Source organism: Ruegeria intermedia (assembly GCF_900129345.1).
GTDB lineage: Bacteria > Pseudomonadota > Alphaproteobacteria > Rhodobacterales > Rhodobacteraceae > Ruegeria > Ruegeria intermedia.
This window is the reverse complement of sequence record NZ_FQVK01000005.1, coordinates 153,797-174,579: the sequence shown is the minus strand read 5'-3', so window position 1 is coordinate 174,579 and position 20,783 is coordinate 153,797. Positions and strand designations below refer to the sequence as shown.

Sequence of the window (20,783 nt, the reverse complement as noted above, 5' to 3'; positions counted from 1 at the left end):
GCGCCCTGCGCGCTTGCCCAAACCGAAACCGAAGACTATCAAACCCAAACCCGCAGACTCTCGTTATGAACGAGGGACCAGCGGGGGGCAGGTCACGCTCGCTGCCCGAGGGCCGTGGCCTTGGCTGCAGCCTGTCTCATCGACAGAGCGGTCGGGTGGTGCAGGCGGCAAGAGCGGTGGCAGTCCGGTGTGTGGCATGGCAACGCGCGCGTGGGCACCTGGGCACTTTCGGATTTTGTGACCGTGGCGGCCACGACCTCGTTAACCAGCCGTTCGCTGATGGACTTTCCAAGCTGCACGCCGGCGAAGTAGGTGTTGCGCCACATGATCCGCCCCCGCAGCCGACGCCCGCAAAAAAACAGGTCGATTTCATCCCTTTCGGCGCCCTCGGCAGGCGCCTCGACCCGCATGCCGCTGTCGCTGATGTCGACGATGTAGGTTTTGGTGCAACGATTCCGGCTCTGCATGATTGCGGGTGTGTGGCAGATGTGGCGGACCGCCCGCCGCTGTTCCTGCGAGCGACGCAGAAAGGCAAGCAACACCAGCGACAGGAATACCAAAGAAGCATTGTAGACCAGGGGTCGATGCTCACCCTCTGGTGTTTCTGGGGCGAGCGGTGGCCCGGCCTTTGCTGTCTCGGGCTTGGCAGCCTCGGAGTCGCCGCCGCTGGTCTGCACCACCACTGTATCACAATCGAAGCTGGCCCGGATCGCCTCAAAAAAGGCGCGGTGGTCGAGCAGAACTTGCGTCACCTGCTGGGCGAACAACGGGTCGTCGCCTTCTCGCCCTTGCGCAACCAGACCCTTGAGGCTGTTTCTTGCGGAAATGGCCGACGGTAGCGTGGTGAGATCCGTGGTCTCCTGTAGTTTTCCGTGCAGATCGGCGAGTTTCGCCGCCGTGGTCGCGGGGTCCGATGGGCGGCCGGCGGCTTCGGCTTGGTCCGCCAGGACTTCGAGTTCTGAAACTTGGGCGCAAATGGCTGATGGTCCATGATCTGCCTGCGCCCACCCCGCGACAAGGTGACCAATCAGAAAGACGCCGGGAGCAGTGCGAATCCGTGCCATGAAACCTCCCTGATTCTCAGCGGAACACATGAGAGCTAATGATTGGTTACCCGCAGTTTCATTGGAGAAGCCCCAAGGGAACATGGAGAAAGGAAGGCGGCACTTGACATGGTTTGGCTGCTCCCTTAATTGGGCGCATCCGCATGGCCCCGGATTCGTCCGGGGCCATGCCTTTTGTTCGTGTGAACACTTTAACCGGGGACCTTCGGGGCCCTATAACCTGGGCACCTACGGGGGCCTCTCACATAGCGGGGATTGATCCTCGCGCTTGCTAAACGGAAGACAGAAAGCATGGCACTCAAGTCGTACAAACCGACGACGCCGGGCCAGCGCGGGCTGGTGCTGATCGACCGTTCGGAGCTTTGGAAAGGACGTCCGGTCAAGTCTCTCACCGAGGGTTTGACCAAATCGGGCGGCCGGAACAACACCGGACGGATCACTTCACGCCGCCGCGGCGGTGGCGCAAAGCGTCTCTACCGGATCGTTGACTTCAAACGGAACAAATTTGATGTGGCGGCAACCGTCGAGCGGATCGAATACGACCCGAACCGGACCGCGTTCATCGCACTGATCAAATATGACGACGGCGAGCAGGCCTATATCCTGGCGCCGCAGCGTCTGGCGGTTGGCGACAAGGTCATCGCTTCGGCCAAGGCCGACATCAAGCCCGGCAACGCGATGCCGTTCTCGGGCATGCCGATCGGTACCATCGTGCACAACATCGAGATGAAGCCCGGCAAGGGCGGTCAGATCGCGCGTGCCGCGGGCACCTACGCCCAGTTCGTCGGTCGCGATGGCGGCTATGCCCAGATCCGTCTGAGCTCGGGCGAGCTGCGCATGGTGCGCCAGGAATGCATGGCCACCGTCGGTGCCGTGTCGAACCCCGACAACAGCAACCAGAACCTCGGCAAAGCCGGTCGTATGCGCCACAAGGGCGTGCGTCCGTCGGTCCGTGGTGTTGCCATGAACCCGATCGACCACCCCCACGGTGGTGGTGAAGGCCGGACCTCGGGTGGCCGTACGCCGGTTACGCCTTGGGGCAAGGACACCAAGGGTAAGCGTACCCGCAACAAGAACAAAGCGTCCCAGAAGCTGATCATCCGCTCGCGGCACGCCAAGAAGAAGGGGCGTTAAGACATGTCTCGCTCTGTTTGGAAGGGTCCTTTCGTCGACGCTTACGTGCTGAAAAAAGCCGAGGCTGCGCGCGAGTCGGGCCGCAACGAAGTCATCAAGATCTGGTCGCGTCGTTCCACCATCCTGCCCCAGTTCGTGGGCCTGACCTTTGGTGTGTACAACGGCCAGAAACATATCCCGGTAAACGTCACGGAAGACATGATCGGTCAGAAGTTCGGTGAGTACTCGCCGACCCGGACCTATTACGGTCATGCCGCGGACAAGAAAGCGAAGCGGAAGTAAGTCATGGGCAAGGCAAAGAACCCCCGCCGCGTGGCTGAAAACGAAGCAATGGCCAAGACCCGTATGCTTCGCACCAGCCCGCAGAAACTGAACCTGGTTGCAGCGATGATCCGCGGCAAGAAAGTCGAGAAGGCTCTGACCGACCTGACTTTCTCGAACAAGCGTGTCGCGCAGGACGTGAAGAAATGCCTTCAGTCGGCCATCGCCAACGCCGAGAACAACCACAACTTGGACGTCGACGAGCTGATCGTCGCCGAGGCCTGGGTTGGCAAGAATCTGGTCATGAAGCGCGGTCGTCCGCGTGCCCGCGGCCGGTTCGGCAAGATCATGAAGCCGTTCTCGGAGATCACCATCAAGGTGCGTCAAGTTGAGGAGCAAGCCTAATGGGACATAAAGTCAATCCGATCGGCATGCGCCTTCAGGTCAACCGCACCTGGGACAGCCGTTGGTACGCAGATACCAAGGACTACGGTGATCTTCTGCTGGAAGACCTCAAGATCCGTGAGTTCATCAAGAAAGAGTGCAAGCAGGCCGGCGTGGCCCGTGTGATCATCGAGCGTCCGCACAAGAAGTGCCGCGTCACGATCCACACCGCACGTCCGGGTGTCATCATCGGCAAGAAAGGCGCGGACATCGAAGTTCTGCGCAAGAAGCTGGCCGCGATGACCGACAGCGAACTGCACCTGAACATCGTCGAAGTGCGCAAGCCGGAACTCGACGCGCAATTGGTTGCCGAGTCGATCGCTCAGCAGCTCGAGCGCCGCGTTTCGTTCCGCCGCGCGATGAAGCGGTCGGTTCAGAACGCCATGCGCATGGGCGCCCTGGGTATCCGGGTGAACGTCGCTGGCCGTCTGGGCGGCGCCGAAATCGCACGGACCGAATGGTACCGCGAAGGCCGCGTGCCGCTGCACACCCTGCGTGCCGACATCGATTACGCACATGCCGAAGCGATGACCCCCTACGGGATCATCGGGATCAAGGTCTGGATCTTCAAAGGTGAGATCATGGAGCACGATCCGCAGGCACGTGACCGTAAAGCACAGGAACTCCAGGATGGTCCGGCACCTCGCGGTGCTGGCGGCCGTCGCTAAGGAGGATTTGAGATGCTTCAACCAAAGCGTACGAAATTCCGCAAGATGCACAAAGGCCGGATCAAGGGCGAAGCCAAGGGTGGCTCTGATCTGAACTTTGGCACCTACGGTCTGAAAGCCCTGCAGCCCGAGCGCGTCACCGCACGTCAGATCGAAGCTGCACGTCGTGCCATGACCCGTCACATGAAGCGTCAAGGTCGCGTCTGGATCCGGATCTTCCCGGATACCCCCGTGACCTCGAAGCCGACCGAAGTCCGTATGGGTAAAGGTAAAGGCTCGGTCGACTATTGGGCAGCCAAAGTGAAGCCCGGTCGGGTGATGTTCGAGATCGATGGCGTCAACGACGAAATCGCCCGCGAGGCTCTGCGCCTGGCCGCGATGAAGCTGCCGATCAAGACCCGCGTGGTGGTCCGCGAGGACTGGTAAGAGAATGGGGTAACCCCGTCACGGCTATACTACCCCCGCTGGGAAACTGGCGGGGGTATGGCTATTTTGAGGGGGCGCTGCCCCCACCGCGGCAAGCCGCGGCTCCCCCGGGATATTTTTTGCCAGATGAATGAGTGCGCCCCGGCTTCATCTGGCCGCAAATATCCCGGAGCGCGAGGCGGAGCCTCGCAACACTTCCATGGCCTTCGGCACGACGCAGCATTAGGACGAGATCATGCCACATATTGAATCGCTCTTCGTCACCCGCCTTTACCGCGCCGCTCTTTCCGAATTCGAACCTAGGATCGACCCGGAGGAACTGGAGAACTCCTGCCTGATCATCGCCCAGGACGACGAGGCCGGTCAGGAATGGTGCGAAGAAAACGGCTATCCGGGCTATACCAGCTATGCCTCGCTGACTGATCTGCCTTGGCGGTTTCCGATCTTTGCGGATCTGGTCAAGGTGCTGGACCAACATGTGGCCGCCTTTGCCGAAGACCTGGAATTCGATCTCGACGGGCGCGAATTGAAGCTGGAGGATCTTTGGATCAACATCCTGCCCGAAGGCGGAATGCATGCCAGCCATATTCATCCTCACAGCGTGATTTCGGGAACGACCTATGTTTCGATGCCGGAGGGCGCCAGCGCGTTGAAGCTGGAGGACCCGCGATCTGCTCGGATGATGGCCGCGCCGGTGCGCCGCAAGGGCGCACGGCGTGAGTTGCACCCCTTTGTTTACATGAAGCCGAAGGTCGGCGACGTTCTGCTGTGGGAAAGCTGGCTGCGCCACGAGGTGCCGATGAACATGGCCGAGGAAGAACGGATTTCGGTGAGCTTCAATTATAAGTGGGAGTGAGCCTCGAAGGGCGTATTCAGCTGCCCGCATTGCGCCGGATTGATCTGCGCCCATAGGCGATGACTGTAGTCGTCCTGCGAGCCGAAATCGATGCGTGGCCGAAAGCCCCGTTCCGCAGCCGCTCTCTGGCCCCGGCCGGTTCAAGATGCCTATACCTTCCCTGCGAAAAGAAAGGCAGGTCCAGCGCAAGCCCTCTTTTGACCAGTTCGGCGCCGATGTCCCGCCCATCGGGTAGATAACCAATTCCAACGAACCGATCATAGGATGTTTCGCCGTTCAGCTTGACCGTAATTTCCTGGCCTTTGCAGATTTCGACCATTGCCCACTTTGCCTTTTGACCCCATGGCATATCCAACTCGGGCGCATCAATCCCGGCAAGACGAATCTTTGTTCCACGGACAATGATTGTGTCACCATCGATCACATAAGCGCGCCCCGTCAGAATGCGGTCGGAAGGCGCAACACGAGGATGTTGTCTGCGGGTCGCGCGGTTCCGTGCTGAAGCTTGTGGAGATTTTTGAAGGCCTGTGCGACGGGTGACAGAGCGCGGCTTTCCTGATGTGAAAACAACCAGAAGTGCCGCTACCCCGATTAGGACAACCAGTTCCATGTCTTCCACCGTTCCTTAGCCAGCGGGACAAAGATACTTCGGGGTTTTCACGTGTCTTTTGAGTTTCGGCCAAACCCGTTTTCGCAAAAGACAACGCGCAAGTGGTCAGGTTACGGCGTGACCCGATATTTGCCCGGTCCCGGCTGCAAAACTTTCCCTTGCCACCCACCCCCCAAACCCTTATACGGCGGCATCCTGCGATCTCCCGACTGCGTCGGGCGATTCGCACGTCTGTCATTCATCCACCAGGTCAAAGGTGACCCGCGAAGGGGCCTTCTGGTGTTTTGAGCAAAGGAAAAGGCGATGAACGCCCAGGAACTGCGTAACAAGACCCCGGACCAGCTCCGGGAGGACCTGGTCAACCTGAAGAAGGAAGCTTTCAATCTGCGCTTCCAGCAGGCGACCGGCCAACTCGAGAACACCGCCCGGATCAAGAGCGTGCGCCGCGACGTCGCCCGCATCCAGACCGTGCTGAACGAAAAAGCTGCTGAAGCTGCGAACTGAGGAGCCTGAGAGATGCCCAAACGTATTCTGCAAGGCACCGTGACCAGCGACGCCAACGAACAGACCGTCACCGTGCTGGTGGAGCGCCGCTTCACGCACCCGGTTCTGAAGAAGACCATCCGTAAGTCCAAGAAATACCGGGCTCACGATGAAAAGAACGCCTTCAAGGTCGGCGACACCGTACGCATCATCGAATGCGCGCCGAAATCGAAGACGAAACGCTGGGAGGTTCTGGAGGCGTAAGCCCCCAGGCCTTTCCATTTGTCGAAACCCTGGGGGATTTAACAAGACCAGCCCCCACAGGTCGGGAGAAACCACATGATCCAGATGCAGACCAATCTGGATGTCGCTGACAACTCCGGCGCACGCCGAGTTCAGTGCATCAAGGTCCTGGGTGGTTCCAAGCGTAAATACGCCTCCGTCGGCGACATCATCGTCGTCTCGGTGAAGGAAGCCATCCCGCGCGGCCGCGTGAAGAAAGGTGACGTCCGCAAGGCCGTCGTCGTGCGCACCGCCAAGGAAGTCCGTCGCGAAGACGGCACCGCGATCCGCTTCGATCGCAACGCCGCGGTCATCCTGAACAACAACAACGAGCCCATCGGTACCCGTATCTTCGGCCCCGTCGTTCGTGAACTGCGCGCGAAGAACTTCATGAAGATCATCTCGCTGGCTCCGGAGGTGCTGTAACCATGGCTGCTAAACTCCGCAAAGGCGACAAGGTCGTCGTGCTGGCCGGCAAGGACAAGGGTAAAGAGGGCGTGATCACCTCGGTCGACCCGAAGGCCGGCAAAGCCGTGGTCGATGGCATCAACATCGCCATCCGCCACACCCGCCAGTCGCAGACCTCGCAAGGTGGCCGCCTGCCCAAGGCGATGCCGATCGACCTGTCGAACCTGGCGCTGCTGGACAAGAACGGCAAGGCAACCCGCGTCGGCTTCCGCATGGAAGGTGACAAGAAGGTTCGTTACGCCAAGACCACGGGGGACGTGATCGATGCTTGATGCTGCAACCTACACCCCGCGTCTGAAGACTCAGTACGCCGACAAGATCCGCGCCGCTCTGAAAGAAGAGTTCGGCTACAAGAACGATATGCAGATCCCCAAGCTGGACAAGATCGTTCTGAACATCGGCTGCGGTGCCGAGGCGGTGAAGGACTCGAAGAAGGCGAAGGCTGCCGTCGAGGATCTGACCGCGATTGCTGGCCAGAAAGCCGTGGCGACCAAGGCGAAGAAGTCGATCGCGGGCTTCCGCGTCCGTGAAGACATGCCGCTGGGCGCCAAGGTGACCCTGCGCGGCGACCGGATGTACGAATTCCTGGACCGTCTGATCACCATCGCGCTGCCGCGCGTGCGTGACTTCCGCGGTGTGAAACCGGCTTTCGACGGCCGTGGCAACTTTGCCATGGGCATGAAAGAGCACATCGTGTTCCCGGAAATCGATTTCGACAAGGTCGACGAGGTCTGGGGCCTGGACATCGTAATTGCCACCACAGCGAAAACCGACGCTGAAGCAAAGGCACTGTTGAAGCACTTTAACATGCCGTTCAACGCGTAAGCGCCGGGAGGAAAGAGACATGGCTAAAAAAGCAATGATCGAGCGCGAAAAGAAGCGCGAGCGCCTGGTGGCCAAATACGCCGCAAAACGCGCCGAGCTGAAAGAAATCGCGAATGACGAGAGCCGCCCGATGGAAGAGCGCTTCAAGGCGCGTCTGAAGCTGGCGAAACTGCCGCGCAACAGCTCGGCAACCCGTCTGCACAACCGCTGCCAGCTGACCGGCCGTCCGCACGCTTACTATCGTAAGCTGAAGATCAGCCGTATCGCGCTGCGCGAGCTGGGCTCTGCTGGTCAGATCCCCGGCATGGTGAAATCGAGCTGGTAAGGGAGAGAGTGATATGAACGATCCTATCGGCGATATGCTCACCCGTATCCGCAACGCGCAGATGCGCGGCAAGTCCACCGTGATCACCCCGGCGTCGAAGCTGCGCGCTTGGGTTCTGGACGTGCTGGCGGACGAAGGCTACATCCGCGGCTATGAAAAAGTGACCGGTGCCAATGGCCACCCGGCGCTTGAGATCAGCCTGAAATACTATGAAGGCACCCCTGTCATTCGCGAGCTGAAGCGGGTTTCGAAGCCCGGTCGTCGCGTCTACATGGGCGTCAATGACATTCCTCAGGTCCGTCAGGGTCTGGGCGTGTCGATTGTCAGCACGCCCAAGGGCGTGATGTCGGACGCGAACGCTCGCTCCAACAATGTTGGCGGCGAAGTGCTCTGCACCGTCTTCTAAGGAGGTCTGGAATGTCTCGTATTGGTAAAAAACCGGTCGAGCTGCCCAGCGGCGTTTCCGCTGCTGTGTCCGGCCAGACCATCGAAGTGAAGGGTCCGAAAGGCACCCGCAGCTTCACCGCAACCGACGATGTCACCCTGTCGGTCGAAGACAACGTGGTCAAGATCACTCCGCGCGGCACCTCGAAGCGTGCACGCCAGCAGTGGGGCATGAGCCGCACCATGGTCGCCAACCTGATCGAAGGCGTGACCAACGGCTTCAAGAAGGAGCTGGAGATCCAGGGTGTGGGTTACCGCGCTCAGATGCAGGGCAACACCCTGAAGCTGAACCTGGGCTACAGCCACGATGTCGATTTCGTTGCTCCGGAAGGTGTCACCATCACCGCGCCGAAGCAGACCGAGATCGTCGTGGAAGGCATCGACCAGCAGCTGGTGGGCGAAGTGGCGGCCAAGATCCGCGACTGGCGCCGCCCCGAGCCGTACAAAGGCAAGGGCATCCGCTACAAGGGCGAGTTCATCTTCCGCAAGGAAGGCAAGAAGAAGTAAGGACGAACACAATGGCAAACAGCAAAAGAACCCTGTTTCTGAAGCGCCGCCTGCGCGTTCGGAACAAGCTTCGCAAGGTCAACGCCGGGCGTCCTCGCCTGTCGGTGCACCGCTCGAACAAGAACATCTCGGTCCAGCTGATCGACGATGTGCGCGGCGTGACCCTGGCCTCGGCCTCGACCCTGGAAAAGGATCTGGGCGTCGTCGGCAAGAACAACATCGAAGCGGCCACCAAGGTGGGCGCGGCCATCGCCGAGCGGGCCAAGAAGGCCGGCGTCGAAGAGGCCTATTTCGATCGTGGCGGCTTCCTGTTCCACGGCAAGGTGAAGGCGGTTGCCGACGCTGCGCGTGAAGGCGGGCTGAAGATCTAAAACCTGTGGGTGGCCCCTGCGGCCACCCCGATGATCCGGGAGCCTCGGCGCTGTGCCGGGGCTCACCTGGATTGAAGCAACGGCGCGGACGCGCCATCAGAGAAAGGGATGCCGAAATGGCAGAACGTGAAAACCGCCGGGGCAACCGTCGCGACCGCGAGGAAGCACCGGAATTCGCAGATCGCCTGGTTGCGATCAACCGCGTGTCGAAAACTGTAAAGGGTGGTAAGCGCTTCGGCTTCGCCGCTCTGGTGGTTGTCGGCGATCAGAAAGGCCGCGTGGGCTTTGGCAAGGGCAAGGCGAAAGAAGTGCCCGAGGCCATCCGCAAGGCCACCGAGCAGGCCAAGCGCAACATGATCCGCGTGCAGCTGCGCGAAGGCCGCACTCTGCACCACGACATCGAAGGCCGCCACGGCGCCGGCAAGGTCGTCATGCGCACCGCGCCGGAAGGTACCGGTATCATCGCCGGTGGTCCGATGCGTGCCGTGTTCGAGATGCTGGGCGTCAAGGACGTGGTGTCCAAGTCGCTGGGCTCGCAGAACCCCTACAACATGATCCGCGCCACCATCGACGGCCTGAAGAAAGAACAGAGCCCGCGTTCGGTTGCCGCACGTCGTGGCAAGAAGGTTGCTGACATCCTGCCCAAGCGGGAAGACGCACCGGCCGCATCGGCGCAAGTCGCCGAAGAAGCGTAAGGAGACGTCATCATGGCAAAAACCATCGTCGTCAAGCAGATCGGCTCGCCGATCCGCCGCCCCGCCGACCAGCGCGCAACCCTGATCGGCCTGGGCCTGAACAAGATGCACAAGACCCGCGAGCTGGAGGATACCCCCTCGATCCGCGGCATGGTCAACAAGATCCCGCATCTGGTCGAGATCATCGAAGAACGCGACTGATCGCGTCTCGGATCCAACATGAAAACGCCCCCGACCGGTTCGGGGGTGTTTTTCTTTGCGTCCTCTGCATGGCTTGCCATGCGAATAGTGCATGACGGGTAGACCGAGACTCGGATTGTTTGCGGTAACATCTGGGCCTATCTGTGGGGTGTCCAAAAGGAACGACACTCACAGCGCCAGGGAATACGCCCGGCAAGAAAGGAGCCCAGATATGGCACACGCACTGAACATCACCCATGGCGGCCTGAACCTGACCGCCCGTATCCGCGACCTGATCGACTGCATCAAGCGTGCCAACGCCCGTGCGCGGGAATACAGCAAGACCTATTCCGAACTGCAGCGGTTGAGCGACCGCGAGCTGAACGACATCGGCATCCGCCGCTGCGACATCGCCGATATCGCGCGCGAGCACGCCTATTGCTCGTAAGTGGCAAGGGCCTTGATCGCGATGCAGGTGGGGCGCCGCATGGGCGCCCTTTTCCTTTTTGGGGCGTCTGTCCCATGAAGAATTTCCAAGGGGCGCCAACTGCACCGTTGCATGGGGCCGGGAATTGCGCCACTTCCTGAACAACGCGGAAATGCTGAGTGAAAGGGCAGGGCATGGCGACGGACTACCAGATCGGAATGCTGTGGGTGGAGGGGCCGCTCAGTTTCCTCGAGCTGCTTTGCATCCAGTCCTATCTGGACATGGGCCACAGCGTGCGCCTTTACACCTACGACAACGTGACCAACATCCCCGACGGGGTGGAGCGGCGGGATGCTCGCGAGATCCTGCCCGATTCCGAATTCATCACCCATGACCGAACCCAAAGCCCGGCGCCGCATTCCGACAAGTTTCGATACCGGATGCTGGCACAAGAGCCCGACCTGATCTGGGCCGACACCGATGCCTATTGCCTGAAACCCTATGCGCCGTTGAACGGCCACTATTACGGGTACCTCGAAGGCGAAGTCGCCATAGGCGTGTTGGGGTTGCCACAAGACAGCGAAACGCTGGGCAAGCTGATCGAATTCACCAATGACCCCTACCTGATCCCGCCCTGGCTGCCCCCTCGCCACCGCCGCCCGCTGGAAGAGGCGCGGGACGCCGGGGCCCCGACCAACGTGCCGGAAACCTTGTGGGGGGTATGGGGGCCCAAGGCGTTCACCTGGGCGTTGCAACAGACCGGCGAGATCAAACATGCGCTGCCCAAGCATGTGTTCTATCCGATCAACTTCTCACGCCGCCGCGCCATGGCACGGCCGAATACGAATCTCGACCGGTTTTTCCACGAAGATACCGTCTCGATCCATCTCTACGGGCGCCGGATGCGCGCGATCATGCGCAAACATGGCGGCGTTCCGCACCCCGACAGCCTGGTCGGGAAACTGGTGGCCAAACATGGCATCATTCCACAGGACGCGCCGATTCCCGATCCCGTGGGCTGACTCGTCGCGATCGGACAAACAAAACTTGCAACCGGGGGCCTGAGGCTGTATCGCGCTTCGGTGGCTTGATCGCCACGAGAATCAAAATCAAGAAATGCCGTGTTTGGCCCATCACGCTTCGGGGTCATATCCGGCTTAGGAGAAGCGACATGAAACTGCATGAACTGCGCGACAATCCCGGCGCCTCACCGAAACGGACCCGCGTGGGCCGTGGTCCCGGCTCGGGCAAGGGTAAGATGGGTGGCCGTGGTATCAAAGGCCAGAAATCCCGTTCGGGTGTGGCCATCAACGGCTATGAAGGCGGCCAGATGCCGCTGTATCAGCGCCTGCCCAAGCGCGGCTTCAACAAGCCGAACCGCAAGGAATACGCCGTCGTCAACCTGGGCCTGATCCAGAAATTCGTCGACGCCGGCAAGCTGGACGCCAAGGCAGCGATCACCGAGGACGCTCTGGTCGCCTCGGGTCTGGTCCGCCGCAAGCTGGACGGTGTCCGCGTTCTGGCCAAGGGCGAAATCAGCGCCAAGGTGAACCTGGAAGTGACCGGTGCCTCGAAGGCGGCGATCGAAGCCGTCGAGAAAGCGGGCGGTTCACTGAAGGTCACAAAAGCCGCTGCGGCAGAGTAAGCGCTTGTGAGCGGGCGCCGACCCGCTTACATAGACCTCAGAGTTTTCCAAGACGCCGCCCGAGCCGGAAAACGGTTCCGGGCGGCGTTTTCATAAGAGAGACCGATTTATGGTATCAGCAGCAGAACAAATGGCAGCCAACACAAGCTGGGCTGCCCTGGGCAAAGCCACCGATCTGCGCAACCGCATCCTGTTCACGCTGGGTTTGCTGATCGTCTATCGTCTGGGCACTTTCATTCCGGTGCCGGGGATCGACGGTCAGGCGCTGCGCGAGTTCATGGAACAGGCGGGGCAGGGCATCGGTGGGATGGTTTCGATGTTCACCGGCGGGGCGCTGGGGCGGATGGGTATCTTCGCTCTCGGCATCATGCCCTATATCTCGGCATCGATCATCGTACAGCTGCTGACCTCGATGGTGCCCGCGCTCGAACAGCTCAAGAAAGAGGGCGAGCAGGGCCGCAAGAAGATCAACCAGTACACCCGTTTCGGCACCGTGGCGCTGGCCACCGTGCAGGCCTATGGCCTGGCGGTTTCGCTGGAATCGGGCGATTTGGCCACCGATCCGGGCCTGTATTTCCGCCTGTCCACGATGATCACGCTGGTCGGCGGCACCATGTTCCTGATGTGGCTGGGTGAGCAGATCACCGCGCGCGGCATCGGCAACGGCATCTCGCTGATCATCTTCGTCGGCATCATCGCCGAGGTTCCGGCCGCCCTGGCGCAGTTCTTCGCCTCGGGCCGTTCCGGTGCGATCAGCCCGGCCGTGATCGTCGGCGTGATCGTGATGGTGATCGCCGTGATCACCTTCGTGGTGTTCATGGAGCGCGCGCTGCGCAAGATCCACATCCAGTACCCGCGCCGCAATGTCGGCATGAAAGTCTATGAGGGCGGCTCGAGCCACCTGCCGGTCAAGGTCAACCCGGCGGGCGTGATTCCGGCGATCTTCGCCAGCTCGCTGCTGCTGTTGCCGGTCACGATCTCGACCTTCTCGTCGGGCGCGGCGAACGGCCCGATCATGTCGTGGCTGCTGGCCAATTTCGGGCCGGGACAACCGCTGTACCTGCTGTTCTTCGCGTCGATGATCGTGTTCTTTGCCTATTTCTACACGTTCAACGTGTCGTTCAAACCGGATGATGTGGCGGACAATCTGAAAAAGCAGAACGGTTTCGTGCCCGGCATTCGCCCCGGCAAGAAGACCGCCGAATATCTGGAATACGTGGTCAACCGCGTGCTGGTGCTGGGCTCGGCCTATCTGGCGGCGGTCTGCCTGCTGCCCGAAATCCTGCGCGGCCAGTTCGCCATCCCGTTCTATTTCGGCGGCACTTCGGTTCTGATCATCGTCTCTGTGACCATGGACACGATCCAACAGGTTCAGAGCCACCTGCTGGCGCATCAATATGAAGGGCTGATCGAAAAGTCCCAGCTGCGCGGCAAAGGCAAGAAACGCGGCAGGAAGGGACCCGCTCGTCGATGAATATCATTCTTCTGGGCCCCCCGGGGGCAGGCAAGGGTACGCAGGCACGTCACCTGGTTGAAACGCGGGGCATGATCCAGCTCAGCACCGGTGACATGCTGCGCGAGGCCCGAAACTCGGGTACCGAGATGGGCAAGAAGGTGGCCGCGATCATGGACGCGGGCAAGCTTGTCACCGACGAGATCGTGATCGGCCTGATCGAAGAGAAGCTGACCACCGAAAAGGGTGCGGGCTTCATCTTCGACGGCTTCCCGCGCACCTTGGCGCAGGCGGATGCGTTGGGTGCATTGCTGGCCAAGCTGGGCCAGTCGTTGCACACGGTGATCGAGATGCGTGTGGATGACGAGGCGCTGGTCAAGCGGATCACCGGCCGTTTCACCTGTGGCGATTGCGGCGAGGTCTATCACGACGAAACCAAGCCCACCGCCGAGGCCGGCAAGTGTGACAACTGCGGCGGCACCAACATGGTGCGTCGGGCCGACGACAACGAAGACAGCCTGCGGACCCGGTTGATGGAGTACTACAAGAAGACGTCTCCGTTGATCGGTTACTACTATGCCAAGGGCGATCTGCGTCCGGTGAACGGGCTGGCGGACATCAAGGAAGTCCGGGCCTCGATCGCGGCCATTCTGGGCTGATGCAGCAAGGGGCTTGACGCCAGGCGCAAAAGCCCATATCGACCCCCATCCCCTTGGGGAATCAACCCTGCGTGCGGGATTCGTTCCGCCTGCGAAGACTACCTCGTACAAATGCTGGACCCTCTGGCGCCACTGCCACGGTCAAGTGTTGTGAAAAAAGGTTCTGGAATTACGGAACCGCAACGAAAGGAAAGTGACACGTGGCACGTATTGCCGGCGTAAACATCCCGACTGCCAAGCGGGTACCTATCGCCCTTACCTATATCACCGGAATCGGCAACACCTCGGCCAAGGCGATCTGCGAAGCCGTGGGTATCGACGAAAGCCGCCGGGTGAACGAACTGTCGGATGCCGAAGTTCTGGCCATCCGCGAGCACATCGACGCCAACTACACCGTCGAAGGTGACCTGCGTCGTGAAGTGCAGATGAACATCAAGCGCCTGATGGACCTGGGCTGCTATCGCGGTCTGCGTCACCGCCGCAACCTGCCGGTTCGCGGTCAGCGCACCCACACCAACGCTCGCACCCGCAAAGGCCCCGCAAAGCCGATCGCGGGCAAGAAGAAGTAAGGAGGGTCTGACCGATGGCACGTGACAAGACACGCGTAAAACGCAAAGAGCGCAAGAACATCGCATCGGGCGTCGCCCATGTGAACTCGACCTTCAACAACACCAAGATCCTGATCTCGGACGTGCAGGGCAACGCCATTTCGTGGTCGTCGGCCGGCACCATGGGCTTCAAGGGTTCGCGGAAGTCGACCCCCTACGCGGCGCAGATGGCCGCCGAAGACGCCGGCCGCAAGGCGCAGGAACATGGCGTCAAGACGCTGGAAGTCGAAGTTCAGGGCCCCGGTTCGGGCCGTGAATCGGCACTGCGCGCACTGGCTGCCGTGGGCTTCAACATCACGTCGATCCGTGACGTGACCCCGATCGCCCACAACGGCTGCCGCCCGCCGAAGCGCCGCCGCGTCTAAGCAATTTGGAATCTGGCTGGGGCTGTGTTTTCGCACGGCCCCAGCACGTCATTTTGAACCTCGGGCGTCTGCACCTTGTTGGTCATGGGGCGCAGACAGGAATGGAGGGATTACATGATCCACAAGAATTGGGCCGAATTGATCAAGCCGACCCAGCTTGACGGCAAGCCGGGCAACGACCCCGCGCGTCAGGCCACCATCGTCGCCGAACCGCTGGAGCGCGGCTTTGGTCTGACCCTGGGCAACGCGCTGCGCCGCGTTCTGATGAGCTCGCTGCAAGGTGCGGCCATCACCAGCGTCCAGATCGACAACGTCCTGCACGAGTTCAGCTCGGTCGCAGGTGTGCGTGAAGACGTCACCGACATCATCCTGAACCTCAAGCAGGTCGCCCTGCGCATGGAAGTCGAAGGCCCCAAGCGCCTGTCGATCAATGCCAAAGGCCCCGCAGTCGTCACCGCCGGCGACATCAGCGAAAGCGCCGGCATCGAGGTTCTGAACCGCGATCACGTCATCTGCCATCTGGACGATGGCGCCGACCTGTTCATGGAACTGACCGTCAACACCGGCAAGGGCTACGTCTCGGCCGAGAAGAACAAGCCCGAAGACGCGCCCATCGGCCTGATCCCGATCGACGCGATCTATTCGCCGGTCAAGAAGGTGGCCTATGACGTTCAGCCGACCCGTGAAGGTCAGGTTCTGGACTATGACAAGCTGACCATGAAGATCGAAACCGACGGCTCGATCACGCCCGAGGACGCGCTGGCCTTCGCCGCCCGCATCCTGCAGGATCAGCTGTCGATCTTCGTGAACTTCGACGAGCCGGAATCGGCCGGCCGCCAGGACGAGGACGATGGTCTGGAATTCAACCCACTGCTGCTGAAGAAAGTGGACGAGCTGGAACTGTCGGTCCGTTCGGCAAACTGCCTGAAGAACGACAACATCGTCTATATCGGCGACCTGATCCAGAAGACCGAAGCCGAGATGCTGCGCACCCCGAACTTCGGCCGCAAGTCGCTGAACGAGATCAAGGAAGTGCTGTCCGGCATGGGTCTGCACCTCGGCATGGATGTCGAGGACTGGCCGCCCGACAACATCGAAGATCTGGCCAAGAAATTCGAAGACGCATTTTGATTTCACGAGAACGAGCCCTTAGGGGCTCGTTCTTCGTTCAACGACCTGGACACTGGGGAAATACCCTTTGGCGACTGGTACAACACGCGGGCAAGAACCGGTTGTTTGGCTGCATATCGGCCATGGTAAAACCGGTACTACGGCGTTGCAGAAATACTTCGTGGCCCGGGCGGCTCAAGATCCGGCCTTTCACTATCCTGCTGTTGGTCAAGTGGCGTCAGGTGCACATCACGCCCTGTTTCCGTTGGAGACCCAAAGTCACTTCATCAAAGACGCACCTGCGCTTTTGAACAGAGTTCGGCAAGTTGTCTTGGAACTGCCATCGGAAGCTTTGACCATGCTGTCTTCGGAGCACATGTGTTATTTTCGACCGTGGCAAGTCGCGCAAGTGCGGCAGGCGCTAAAAGGTTTCGACGTGCGCATACTTTATTTTGCGCGTCGTCAGGACGACTTGATCGAGAGCACGTTCAAGTGGAAGCTCGTTGGCGAAGGGAAACGGATGCATGATGTAGATGCATTCGTAGACGCCAATTTTCGTGGGTTTGATTTTCTGAGCCGTCTAGCCCCTTGGCGGGCGCATTTCGGCGACGCGGCGATCCACGCGTGTCTTTATCACAGCGAGACCTGCGCGCGTGATATTGTCAGCAGAGCCGAAGCGGTTCTCGGAACGGAGTGGACAGGGCGGCGAGACTTGCCAAAAGCCCACCGCCGGTCTCTCAGTGCGCCACTGGTCAGAGCCTTGATTGCCTATGACCGTGTTCACGAAGGCCGAAGGCCGAAGGCAGCGACAGGCATTCGTCAAAGCTTTGACTGAAGCTGAAGCTCAGATGGAACATCAGGACACGACGGCGTTTTTTAGCCAAGAGCTGAGAGAGCGGATCATGCAGCGTTATGCAGAACAAAACGCTGAATTTGCCAGATTATTCCTGTCGGAACGCGAAGCGGAAATTCTGTTGCGGCCTGTAAAATAAGCCCCGTGCTTTACACTGTGCCGCTGATCGGATAAAGCACCGCGCACGGGCGGAATCACCGCCCCAAGGAGCGTGGCTGTCCGCAAGCCACCGGACAAAGAAAAACACGAAAAAGGAACTGAAAAATGCGTCACGCACGTGGTTACCGCCGCCTGAACCGTACTCATGAGCACCGCAAGGCCCTGTTTGCCAACATGGCCGGCTCTCTGATCGAGCACGAACAGATCAAGACGACCCTGCCCAAGGCAAAAGAACTGCGCCCGATCGTTGAGAAGCTGATCACCCTGGGCAAGCGCGGCGACCTGCACGCCCGCCGTCAGGCCGCAGCTCAGCTGAAGGAAGACAAGGACGTCGCCAAGCTGTTCGAGGTTCTGGGCCCGCGCTACAAGGACCGTCAGGGCGGCTATGTCCGTATCCTGAAGGCCGGCTTCCGCTATGGCGACATGGCGCCGATGGCGATCATCGAATTCGTCGATCGCGACGTCGATGCCAAGGGCGCGGCCGACAAGGCCCGCGTTGCTGCCGAAGAAGCGGTCGCTGACGAAGAATAAGACCCGGCTGAATGGCCGAACTCTTGACCCCTGTCCGGAACGTCCGGGCAGGGGTTTTTCGTTGGTTTGCCGGTTTTCGACGTGACTTTGCCGACAACGGAATTCGGCGCTCTATTGCATTCGCGCGCCACGCTCCGCATATCTTCGGCCGAGAAAGAACGGAGCTGTCATGATACGCACGATACTGGCTGTATGTCTGATGACACTGGCCGCTCAGGCCGGCGCCGAGACGCGGGTTCCGCAATCGCACGCCGAGATTTCGATGGGATTTGCCCCGGTGGTCAAGAAGGCGGCCCCGGCGGTGGTGAACATCTATGCCACGATCGTCCGGCCCGGACGCCGCAGTCCGATTTTCGCAGACCCGTTCTTTCAGGACTTTTTCGGTGGCGGCTTCGGTGCACCGCGGCCACGGGTGCAGAACTCTCTGGGGTCGGGCGTCATCCTGACCGACGATGGGTATGTCGTTTCGAACTACCACGTCGTCGGAACCGCGACCGAGATCCGGGTCGTCACCACGGATCGTCGCGAATTTCACGCCGAGGTCGTTCTGGGCGACGAGGAAAGCGACATTGCCATCCTGCGCCTGCAGGACGCGCAGGGCCTGCCCTTCCTGCGCCTGCGCGATTCGGATCAAGTCGAGGTGGGCGAGCTGGCTCTGGCCATCGGCAACCCGTTCGGCGTGGGGCAGACCGTGTCGTCGGGGATCATCTCGGGGCTGGCGCGGTCGGGAACGGCCACCGGCAATGCGCGGGGCTATTTCATTCAGACCGATGCGCCTATCAACCCGGGCAATTCCGGTGGCGCTCTGATCGACGTCAACGGAGATCTGATCGGCATCAACACCTCGATCCTGACGCGGTCGGGCGGGTCCAACGGCATCGGCTTTGCCATTCCCGCCAATCTGGTGGCGGAGTTTCTGCGCCAGGCCAGGGCGGGCAACACGGAATTCGTCAGCCCCTGGGCCGGTATGTCCGGTCAGGCCATGAGCGCCGACATCGCCGAATCCCTTGGACTTTCTCTGCCGCAGGGCGTGGTGATCTCGGACCTCCACCCGCTCAGCCCGTTGGCCGAGGCCGGCTTGCGGGTCGGCGACATCGTCACGCATGTGGATGGTGAAGAGGTGAATTCGCCCGCCGAGATGAAGTTCCGCATGTCGGTGGCGGGTGTCGGCGGGACATCCGTTCTGACCCGGCTGCGCGGTGGCGAGCGTTCAGAAGTCGCCGTCGCGCTGGTGCCCGCACCCGAGACGCCTCCGACCGAGGAAACCACGTTGACCGACCGCACGGTTCTGCCGGGGATGACGGTTGCGCGGGTCAACCCGGCGCTGATCGTCAAGATGGGGCTGCCCCTGTCGCAAAACGGTGTGGTCGTGGTCGACCCCGGCCCCTACGGCGCGCGGGCCGGGTTGCGGCCCGGCGATGTCATCAAAGCCGTGAACGGGCGACAGGCGGAACGCCCGCGCGACATCGTGCGGGCGCTGCGCAACCCGGGGCGGCGGGTCCAGATCGACCTGGAGCGCCGCGGCAAGCTCGTGTCGTTGCGGTTCAGGCTGTGACCGCATGAGTGACCTGTTCGATACCGAAGGCCAGCCCTCGGAACCGGCCCCGAACCGCCCGCTGGCCGACCGGCTGCGGCCCCAGGCGCTGTCCGAGGTGATCGGGCAGCAACAGGTTCTGGGCCCCGAGGCGCCGCTGGGGGTGATGCTGGCGTCGGGCAGCCTGTCCAGCCTGATCTTCTGGGGGCCGCCGGGGGTGGGCAAAACCACCATCGCGCGGCTGCTGGCCAAGGAAACCGACCTGCATTTCGAACAGATCAGCGCGATCTTCACCGGTGTTCCCGATCTCAAGAAGGTGTTCGAGGCCGCCAAGTTGCGGCGGCGGAACGGCAAGGGGACGCTGTTGTTCGTGGACGAGATCCATCGCTTCAACAAGGCCCAGCAGGACGGGTTCCTGCCGCATATGGAGGACGGGACGATCCTTCTGGTTGGCGCGACCACCGAAAACCCCTCGTTCGAGTTGAACGCTGCCGTGCTCAGCCGCGCGCAGGTGCTGGTGCTGGAACGGCTGGGCCTGGCCGATCTGGAGCGCCTGACGCAACGCGCTGAAAAAGAGCTGGGCAAGGCGCTGCCCCTGACACCCGCGGCGCGGGACGCGCTGCAGGAAATGGCGGATGGAGACGGCCGGGCACTGCTGAACCTGATCGAACAGATCGCGGCCTGGTCGGTGGACGCGCCGCTGGACCCCGACGCGTTGGCCAAGCGCCTGATGCGCCGCGCTGCGAAATACGACAAGTCGGGGGACGAGCACTACAACCTGATTTCGGCGCTGCACAAATCGGTGCGCGGGTCCGACCCGGATGCGGCGCTGTACTGGTTCGCCCGGATGCTGACCGGGGGCGAGGATCCGCGGTACCTGGCCCGCCGCATCACCCGGATGGCGGTCGAGGATATCGGCCTGGCCGACCCGCAGGCCCAGTCGATCTGCCTGCATGCCTGGGAAGTGTACGAGCGGCTCGGGTCACCCGAGGGCGAACTGGCGCTGGCGCAGGCGGTCGTCTATCTGGCACTGGCGCCCAAATCCAACGGGGCCTATGTGGGCTACAAGGCCGCGATGCGCCTGGCCAAGCAGTCGGGCAGCGAACCGCCGCCCAAACACATCCTGAACGCGCCGACCGGGTTGATGAAAGATCAGGGTTACGGCGCGGGCTATGCCTATGACCATGATGCCGAGGACGGGTTCTCGGGGCAGAACTATTTTCCCGAGACCATGAAGCGCCCGGTCCTGTATCAGCCGGTCGAACGCGGGTTTGAGCGCGAGTTGAAAAAGCGTCTGGATTACTTTTCGAAACTGCGCAGCCAACGCAAGGGCGCGTGACGCGGACCGGTTCCGCGATGCGGCCGGAGGATTTCACCGACATCCGCGCGCCCCGGG

Annotated in this window: 32 protein-coding genes; 30 read left to right on the top strand and 2 right to left on the bottom strand. The window is 61.2% G+C overall.

Annotation, left to right across the window (positions count from 1 at the left end):
* Positions 1 to 92 precede the first annotated feature (92 nt).
* The gene (locus F3H26_RS05820) at positions 93 to 1,064 is read right to left on the bottom strand and encodes a PilZ domain-containing protein (RefSeq protein ID WP_188127705.1); all 972 of its coding nucleotides are present in this window, start codon (positions 1,062 to 1,064) and stop codon (positions 93 to 95) included.
* A gap of 291 nt (positions 1,065 to 1,355) precedes the next feature.
* Here F3H26_RS05820 and rplB point away from each other — a divergent pair, with 291 nt between their 5' ends.
* The 6 genes from rplB (at position 1,356) to F3H26_RS05790 (ending at position 4,853) form a co-directional block, all read left to right on the top strand.
* On the top strand, positions 1,356 to 2,198 hold the full coding sequence (gene rplB / locus F3H26_RS05815; RefSeq protein WP_005980695.1) for a 50S ribosomal protein L2: 843 nt from the start codon (positions 1,356 to 1,358) through the stop codon (positions 2,196 to 2,198).
* Between the two features lie 3 nt (positions 2,199 to 2,201).
* Entirely contained in the window at positions 2,202 to 2,480 is a 279-nt protein-coding gene (gene rpsS / locus F3H26_RS05810; RefSeq protein ID WP_068348022.1) for a 30S ribosomal protein S19, read from the top strand.
* Positions 2,481 to 2,483: 3 nt separating this feature from the next.
* A complete protein-coding gene (gene rplV / locus F3H26_RS05805) occupies positions 2,484 to 2,864 on the top strand; it encodes a 50S ribosomal protein L22 (RefSeq protein ID WP_005980700.1) in 381 nt (126 codons plus the stop codon).
* Entirely contained in the window at positions 2,864 to 3,571 is a 708-nt protein-coding gene (rpsC, locus tag F3H26_RS05800; protein WP_149775103.1) for a 30S ribosomal protein S3, read from the top strand. The genes rplV and rpsC overlap by 1 nt, the downstream gene beginning before the upstream one ends.
* Before the next feature lie 12 nt (positions 3,572 to 3,583).
* Positions 3,584 to 3,997 (top strand): 50S ribosomal protein L16, encoded by a 414-nt coding sequence (rplP, locus tag F3H26_RS05795; protein WP_005980704.1) that lies wholly within the window; start codon positions 3,584 to 3,586, stop codon positions 3,995 to 3,997.
* Positions 3,998 to 4,232: 235 nt separating this feature from the next.
* The gene (locus F3H26_RS05790) at positions 4,233 to 4,853 is read left to right on the top strand and encodes a 2OG-Fe(II) oxygenase family protein (RefSeq protein ID WP_149775102.1); all 621 of its coding nucleotides are present in this window, start codon (positions 4,233 to 4,235) and stop codon (positions 4,851 to 4,853) included.
* A 16-nt stretch (positions 4,854 to 4,869) separates the two neighbouring features.
* On the opposite strand, the gene F3H26_RS05785 is transcribed toward F3H26_RS05790, so the two are convergent.
* A complete protein-coding gene (locus tag F3H26_RS05785; protein ID WP_149775101.1) occupies positions 4,870 to 5,463 on the bottom strand; it encodes a thermonuclease family protein in 594 nt (197 codons plus the stop codon).
* 303 nt (positions 5,464 to 5,766) lie between these two features.
* Between F3H26_RS05785 and rpmC the strand changes: the two genes are divergently transcribed.
* The 24 genes from rpmC to F3H26_RS05670 all read left to right on the top strand — a co-directional run bounded on the left by rpmC (position 5,767) and on the right by F3H26_RS05670 (position 20,726).
* Entirely contained in the window at positions 5,767 to 5,967 is a 201-nt protein-coding gene (rpmC, locus tag F3H26_RS05780) for a 50S ribosomal protein L29 (protein WP_149775100.1), read from the top strand.
* A gap of 12 nt (positions 5,968 to 5,979) precedes the next feature.
* A complete protein-coding gene (gene rpsQ, locus F3H26_RS05775) occupies positions 5,980 to 6,210 on the top strand; it encodes a 30S ribosomal protein S17 (RefSeq protein WP_068344864.1) in 231 nt (76 codons plus the stop codon).
* A 75-nt stretch (positions 6,211 to 6,285) separates the two neighbouring features.
* Positions 6,286 to 6,654: a 50S ribosomal protein L14 gene (rplN, locus tag F3H26_RS05770; RefSeq protein ID WP_011567679.1), complete on the top strand. Its 369-nt coding sequence runs from the start codon at positions 6,286 to 6,288 to the stop codon at positions 6,652 to 6,654.
* Positions 6,655 to 6,656: 2 nt separating this feature from the next.
* Entirely contained in the window at positions 6,657 to 6,968 is a 312-nt protein-coding gene (rplX, locus tag F3H26_RS05765; RefSeq protein ID WP_149775099.1) for a 50S ribosomal protein L24, read from the top strand.
* Positions 6,961 to 7,521 carry a 50S ribosomal protein L5 gene (rplE, locus tag F3H26_RS05760; RefSeq protein WP_149775098.1) on the top strand — a complete coding sequence of 187 codons (561 nt, stop codon included), beginning with the start codon at positions 6,961 to 6,963 and terminating at the stop codon, positions 7,519 to 7,521. Before rplX ends, rplE begins: the two co-directional genes overlap by 8 nt.
* A gap of 19 nt (positions 7,522 to 7,540) precedes the next feature.
* Positions 7,541 to 7,846, top strand: a complete 306-nt coding sequence (rpsN, locus tag F3H26_RS05755) for a 30S ribosomal protein S14 (protein ID WP_005980746.1) — start codon at positions 7,541 to 7,543, stop codon at positions 7,844 to 7,846.
* 13 nt (positions 7,847 to 7,859) lie between these two features.
* Positions 7,860 to 8,252, top strand: a complete 393-nt coding sequence (gene rpsH / locus F3H26_RS05750; protein ID WP_149775097.1) for a 30S ribosomal protein S8 — start codon at positions 7,860 to 7,862, stop codon at positions 8,250 to 8,252.
* A gap of 11 nt (positions 8,253 to 8,263) precedes the next feature.
* Complete coding sequence (rplF, locus tag F3H26_RS05745) at positions 8,264 to 8,797, top strand: 50S ribosomal protein L6 (RefSeq protein ID WP_149775096.1); 534 nt, start codon at positions 8,264 to 8,266, stop codon at positions 8,795 to 8,797.
* A gap of 11 nt (positions 8,798 to 8,808) precedes the next feature.
* Positions 8,809 to 9,168 carry a 50S ribosomal protein L18 gene (rplR, locus tag F3H26_RS05740; RefSeq protein ID WP_149775095.1) on the top strand — a complete coding sequence of 120 codons (360 nt, stop codon included), beginning with the start codon at positions 8,809 to 8,811 and terminating at the stop codon, positions 9,166 to 9,168.
* Between the two features lie 116 nt (positions 9,169 to 9,284).
* A complete protein-coding gene (gene rpsE / locus F3H26_RS05735) occupies positions 9,285 to 9,863 on the top strand; it encodes a 30S ribosomal protein S5 (protein WP_149775094.1) in 579 nt (192 codons plus the stop codon).
* A 12-nt stretch (positions 9,864 to 9,875) separates the two neighbouring features.
* Complete coding sequence (gene rpmD / locus F3H26_RS05730; protein ID WP_149775093.1) at positions 9,876 to 10,064, top strand: 50S ribosomal protein L30; 189 nt, start codon at positions 9,876 to 9,878, stop codon at positions 10,062 to 10,064.
* Positions 10,065 to 10,275: 211 nt separating this feature from the next.
* Positions 10,276 to 10,491, top strand: coding sequence for a DUF1127 domain-containing protein (locus F3H26_RS05725; RefSeq protein WP_149775092.1), 216 nt, complete (start codon positions 10,276 to 10,278; stop codon positions 10,489 to 10,491).
* 173 nt (positions 10,492 to 10,664) lie between these two features.
* The gene (locus F3H26_RS05720) at positions 10,665 to 11,492 is read left to right on the top strand and encodes a hypothetical protein (protein ID WP_223162442.1); all 828 of its coding nucleotides are present in this window, start codon (positions 10,665 to 10,667) and stop codon (positions 11,490 to 11,492) included.
* Positions 11,493 to 11,641: 149 nt separating this feature from the next.
* A complete protein-coding gene (rplO, locus tag F3H26_RS05715) occupies positions 11,642 to 12,115 on the top strand; it encodes a 50S ribosomal protein L15 (protein WP_149775090.1) in 474 nt (157 codons plus the stop codon).
* A gap of 109 nt (positions 12,116 to 12,224) precedes the next feature.
* Positions 12,225 to 13,589: a preprotein translocase subunit SecY gene (gene secY, locus F3H26_RS05710; RefSeq protein ID WP_149775089.1), complete on the top strand. Its 1,365-nt coding sequence runs from the start codon at positions 12,225 to 12,227 to the stop codon at positions 13,587 to 13,589.
* Positions 13,586 to 14,227, top strand: a complete 642-nt coding sequence (locus F3H26_RS05705; RefSeq protein WP_149775088.1) for an adenylate kinase — start codon at positions 13,586 to 13,588, stop codon at positions 14,225 to 14,227. Before secY ends, F3H26_RS05705 begins: the two co-directional genes overlap by 4 nt.
* A gap of 200 nt (positions 14,228 to 14,427) precedes the next feature.
* The gene (gene rpsM, locus F3H26_RS05700; RefSeq protein WP_068344877.1) at positions 14,428 to 14,796 is read left to right on the top strand and encodes a 30S ribosomal protein S13; all 369 of its coding nucleotides are present in this window, start codon (positions 14,428 to 14,430) and stop codon (positions 14,794 to 14,796) included.
* Positions 14,797 to 14,810: 14 nt separating this feature from the next.
* A complete protein-coding gene (gene rpsK, locus F3H26_RS05695) occupies positions 14,811 to 15,200 on the top strand; it encodes a 30S ribosomal protein S11 (protein ID WP_068344878.1) in 390 nt (129 codons plus the stop codon).
* A gap of 114 nt (positions 15,201 to 15,314) precedes the next feature.
* On the top strand, positions 15,315 to 16,331 hold the full coding sequence (locus F3H26_RS05690; RefSeq protein ID WP_149775087.1) for a DNA-directed RNA polymerase subunit alpha: 1,017 nt from the start codon (positions 15,315 to 15,317) through the stop codon (positions 16,329 to 16,331).
* A gap of 67 nt (positions 16,332 to 16,398) precedes the next feature.
* Complete coding sequence (locus tag F3H26_RS05685; protein WP_149775086.1) at positions 16,399 to 17,145, top strand: hypothetical protein; 747 nt, start codon at positions 16,399 to 16,401, stop codon at positions 17,143 to 17,145.
* Between the two features lie 13 nt (positions 17,146 to 17,158).
* Entirely contained in the window at positions 17,159 to 17,302 is a 144-nt protein-coding gene (locus F3H26_RS19410) for a hypothetical protein (protein ID WP_188127704.1), read from the top strand.
* Between the two features lie 125 nt (positions 17,303 to 17,427).
* Positions 17,428 to 17,853 (top strand): 50S ribosomal protein L17, encoded by a 426-nt coding sequence (gene rplQ, locus F3H26_RS05680; RefSeq protein ID WP_149775085.1) that lies wholly within the window; start codon positions 17,428 to 17,430, stop codon positions 17,851 to 17,853.
* A 169-nt stretch (positions 17,854 to 18,022) separates the two neighbouring features.
* The gene (locus F3H26_RS05675; RefSeq protein WP_149775084.1) at positions 18,023 to 19,408 is read left to right on the top strand and encodes a trypsin-like peptidase domain-containing protein; all 1,386 of its coding nucleotides are present in this window, start codon (positions 18,023 to 18,025) and stop codon (positions 19,406 to 19,408) included.
* A 4-nt stretch (positions 19,409 to 19,412) separates the two neighbouring features.
* On the top strand, positions 19,413 to 20,726 hold the full coding sequence (locus tag F3H26_RS05670) for a replication-associated recombination protein A (protein ID WP_149775083.1): 1,314 nt from the start codon (positions 19,413 to 19,415) through the stop codon (positions 20,724 to 20,726).
* The last annotated feature ends 57 nt before the right edge of the window (positions 20,727 to 20,783 follow it).

Excerpts from the sequence above, each read along its gene's own strand:
- rplF (WP_149775096.1), top strand. The coding sequence starts at position 8,264 with ATGTCTCGTATTGGTAAAAAACCGGTCGAGCTGCCCAGCGGCGTTTCC.
- F3H26_RS05820 (WP_188127705.1), bottom strand. The coding sequence starts at position 1,064 with ATGGCACGGATTCGCACTGCTCCCGGCGTCTTTCTGATTGGTCACCTT.
- rplQ (WP_149775085.1), top strand. The coding sequence starts at position 17,428 with ATGCGTCACGCACGTGGTTACCGCCGCCTGAACCGTACTCATGAGCAC.
- rplP (WP_005980704.1), top strand. The coding sequence starts at position 3,584 with ATGCTTCAACCAAAGCGTACGAAATTCCGCAAGATGCACAAAGGCCGG.
- rplB (WP_005980695.1), top strand. The coding sequence starts at position 1,356 with ATGGCACTCAAGTCGTACAAACCGACGACGCCGGGCCAGCGCGGGCTG.
- rpsK (WP_068344878.1), top strand. The coding sequence starts at position 14,811 with ATGGCACGTGACAAGACACGCGTAAAACGCAAAGAGCGCAAGAACATC.
- rpsH (WP_149775097.1), top strand. The coding sequence starts at position 7,860 with ATGAACGATCCTATCGGCGATATGCTCACCCGTATCCGCAACGCGCAG.
- F3H26_RS05790 (WP_149775102.1), top strand. The coding sequence starts at position 4,233 with ATGCCACATATTGAATCGCTCTTCGTCACCCGCCTTTACCGCGCCGCT.
- F3H26_RS05675 (WP_149775084.1), top strand. The coding sequence starts at position 18,023 with ATGATACGCACGATACTGGCTGTATGTCTGATGACACTGGCCGCTCAG.
- F3H26_RS05670 (WP_149775083.1), top strand. The coding sequence starts at position 19,413 with ATGAGTGACCTGTTCGATACCGAAGGCCAGCCCTCGGAACCGGCCCCG.
- rpsQ (WP_068344864.1), top strand. The coding sequence starts at position 5,980 with ATGCCCAAACGTATTCTGCAAGGCACCGTGACCAGCGACGCCAACGAA.
- F3H26_RS05785 (WP_149775101.1), bottom strand. The coding sequence starts at position 5,463 with ATGGAACTGGTTGTCCTAATCGGGGTAGCGGCACTTCTGGTTGTTTTC.
- rplN (WP_011567679.1), top strand. The coding sequence starts at position 6,286 with ATGATCCAGATGCAGACCAATCTGGATGTCGCTGACAACTCCGGCGCA.
- rpsC (WP_149775103.1), top strand. The coding sequence starts at position 2,864 with ATGGGACATAAAGTCAATCCGATCGGCATGCGCCTTCAGGTCAACCGC.
- rpmD (WP_149775093.1), top strand. The coding sequence starts at position 9,876 with ATGGCAAAAACCATCGTCGTCAAGCAGATCGGCTCGCCGATCCGCCGC.
- secY (WP_149775089.1), top strand. The coding sequence starts at position 12,225 with ATGGTATCAGCAGCAGAACAAATGGCAGCCAACACAAGCTGGGCTGCC.
- F3H26_RS05705 (WP_149775088.1), top strand. The coding sequence starts at position 13,586 with ATGAATATCATTCTTCTGGGCCCCCCGGGGGCAGGCAAGGGTACGCAG.
- rplO (WP_149775090.1), top strand. The coding sequence starts at position 11,642 with ATGAAACTGCATGAACTGCGCGACAATCCCGGCGCCTCACCGAAACGG.
- rplV (WP_005980700.1), top strand. The coding sequence starts at position 2,484 with ATGGGCAAGGCAAAGAACCCCCGCCGCGTGGCTGAAAACGAAGCAATG.
- rplR (WP_149775095.1), top strand. The coding sequence starts at position 8,809 with ATGGCAAACAGCAAAAGAACCCTGTTTCTGAAGCGCCGCCTGCGCGTT.
- F3H26_RS19410 (WP_188127704.1), top strand. The coding sequence starts at position 17,159 with ATGGAACATCAGGACACGACGGCGTTTTTTAGCCAAGAGCTGAGAGAG.
- F3H26_RS05725 (WP_149775092.1), top strand. The coding sequence starts at position 10,276 with ATGGCACACGCACTGAACATCACCCATGGCGGCCTGAACCTGACCGCC.
- rpmC (WP_149775100.1), top strand. The coding sequence starts at position 5,767 with ATGAACGCCCAGGAACTGCGTAACAAGACCCCGGACCAGCTCCGGGAG.
- rplX (WP_149775099.1), top strand. The coding sequence starts at position 6,657 with ATGGCTGCTAAACTCCGCAAAGGCGACAAGGTCGTCGTGCTGGCCGGC.
- rpsE (WP_149775094.1), top strand. The coding sequence starts at position 9,285 with ATGGCAGAACGTGAAAACCGCCGGGGCAACCGTCGCGACCGCGAGGAA.
- F3H26_RS05720 (WP_223162442.1), top strand. The coding sequence starts at position 10,665 with ATGGCGACGGACTACCAGATCGGAATGCTGTGGGTGGAGGGGCCGCTC.
- rpsS (WP_068348022.1), top strand. The coding sequence starts at position 2,202 with ATGTCTCGCTCTGTTTGGAAGGGTCCTTTCGTCGACGCTTACGTGCTG.
- rpsN (WP_005980746.1), top strand. The coding sequence starts at position 7,541 with ATGGCTAAAAAAGCAATGATCGAGCGCGAAAAGAAGCGCGAGCGCCTG.
- F3H26_RS05690 (WP_149775087.1), top strand. The coding sequence starts at position 15,315 with ATGATCCACAAGAATTGGGCCGAATTGATCAAGCCGACCCAGCTTGAC.
- rplE (WP_149775098.1), top strand. The coding sequence starts at position 6,961 with ATGCTTGATGCTGCAACCTACACCCCGCGTCTGAAGACTCAGTACGCC.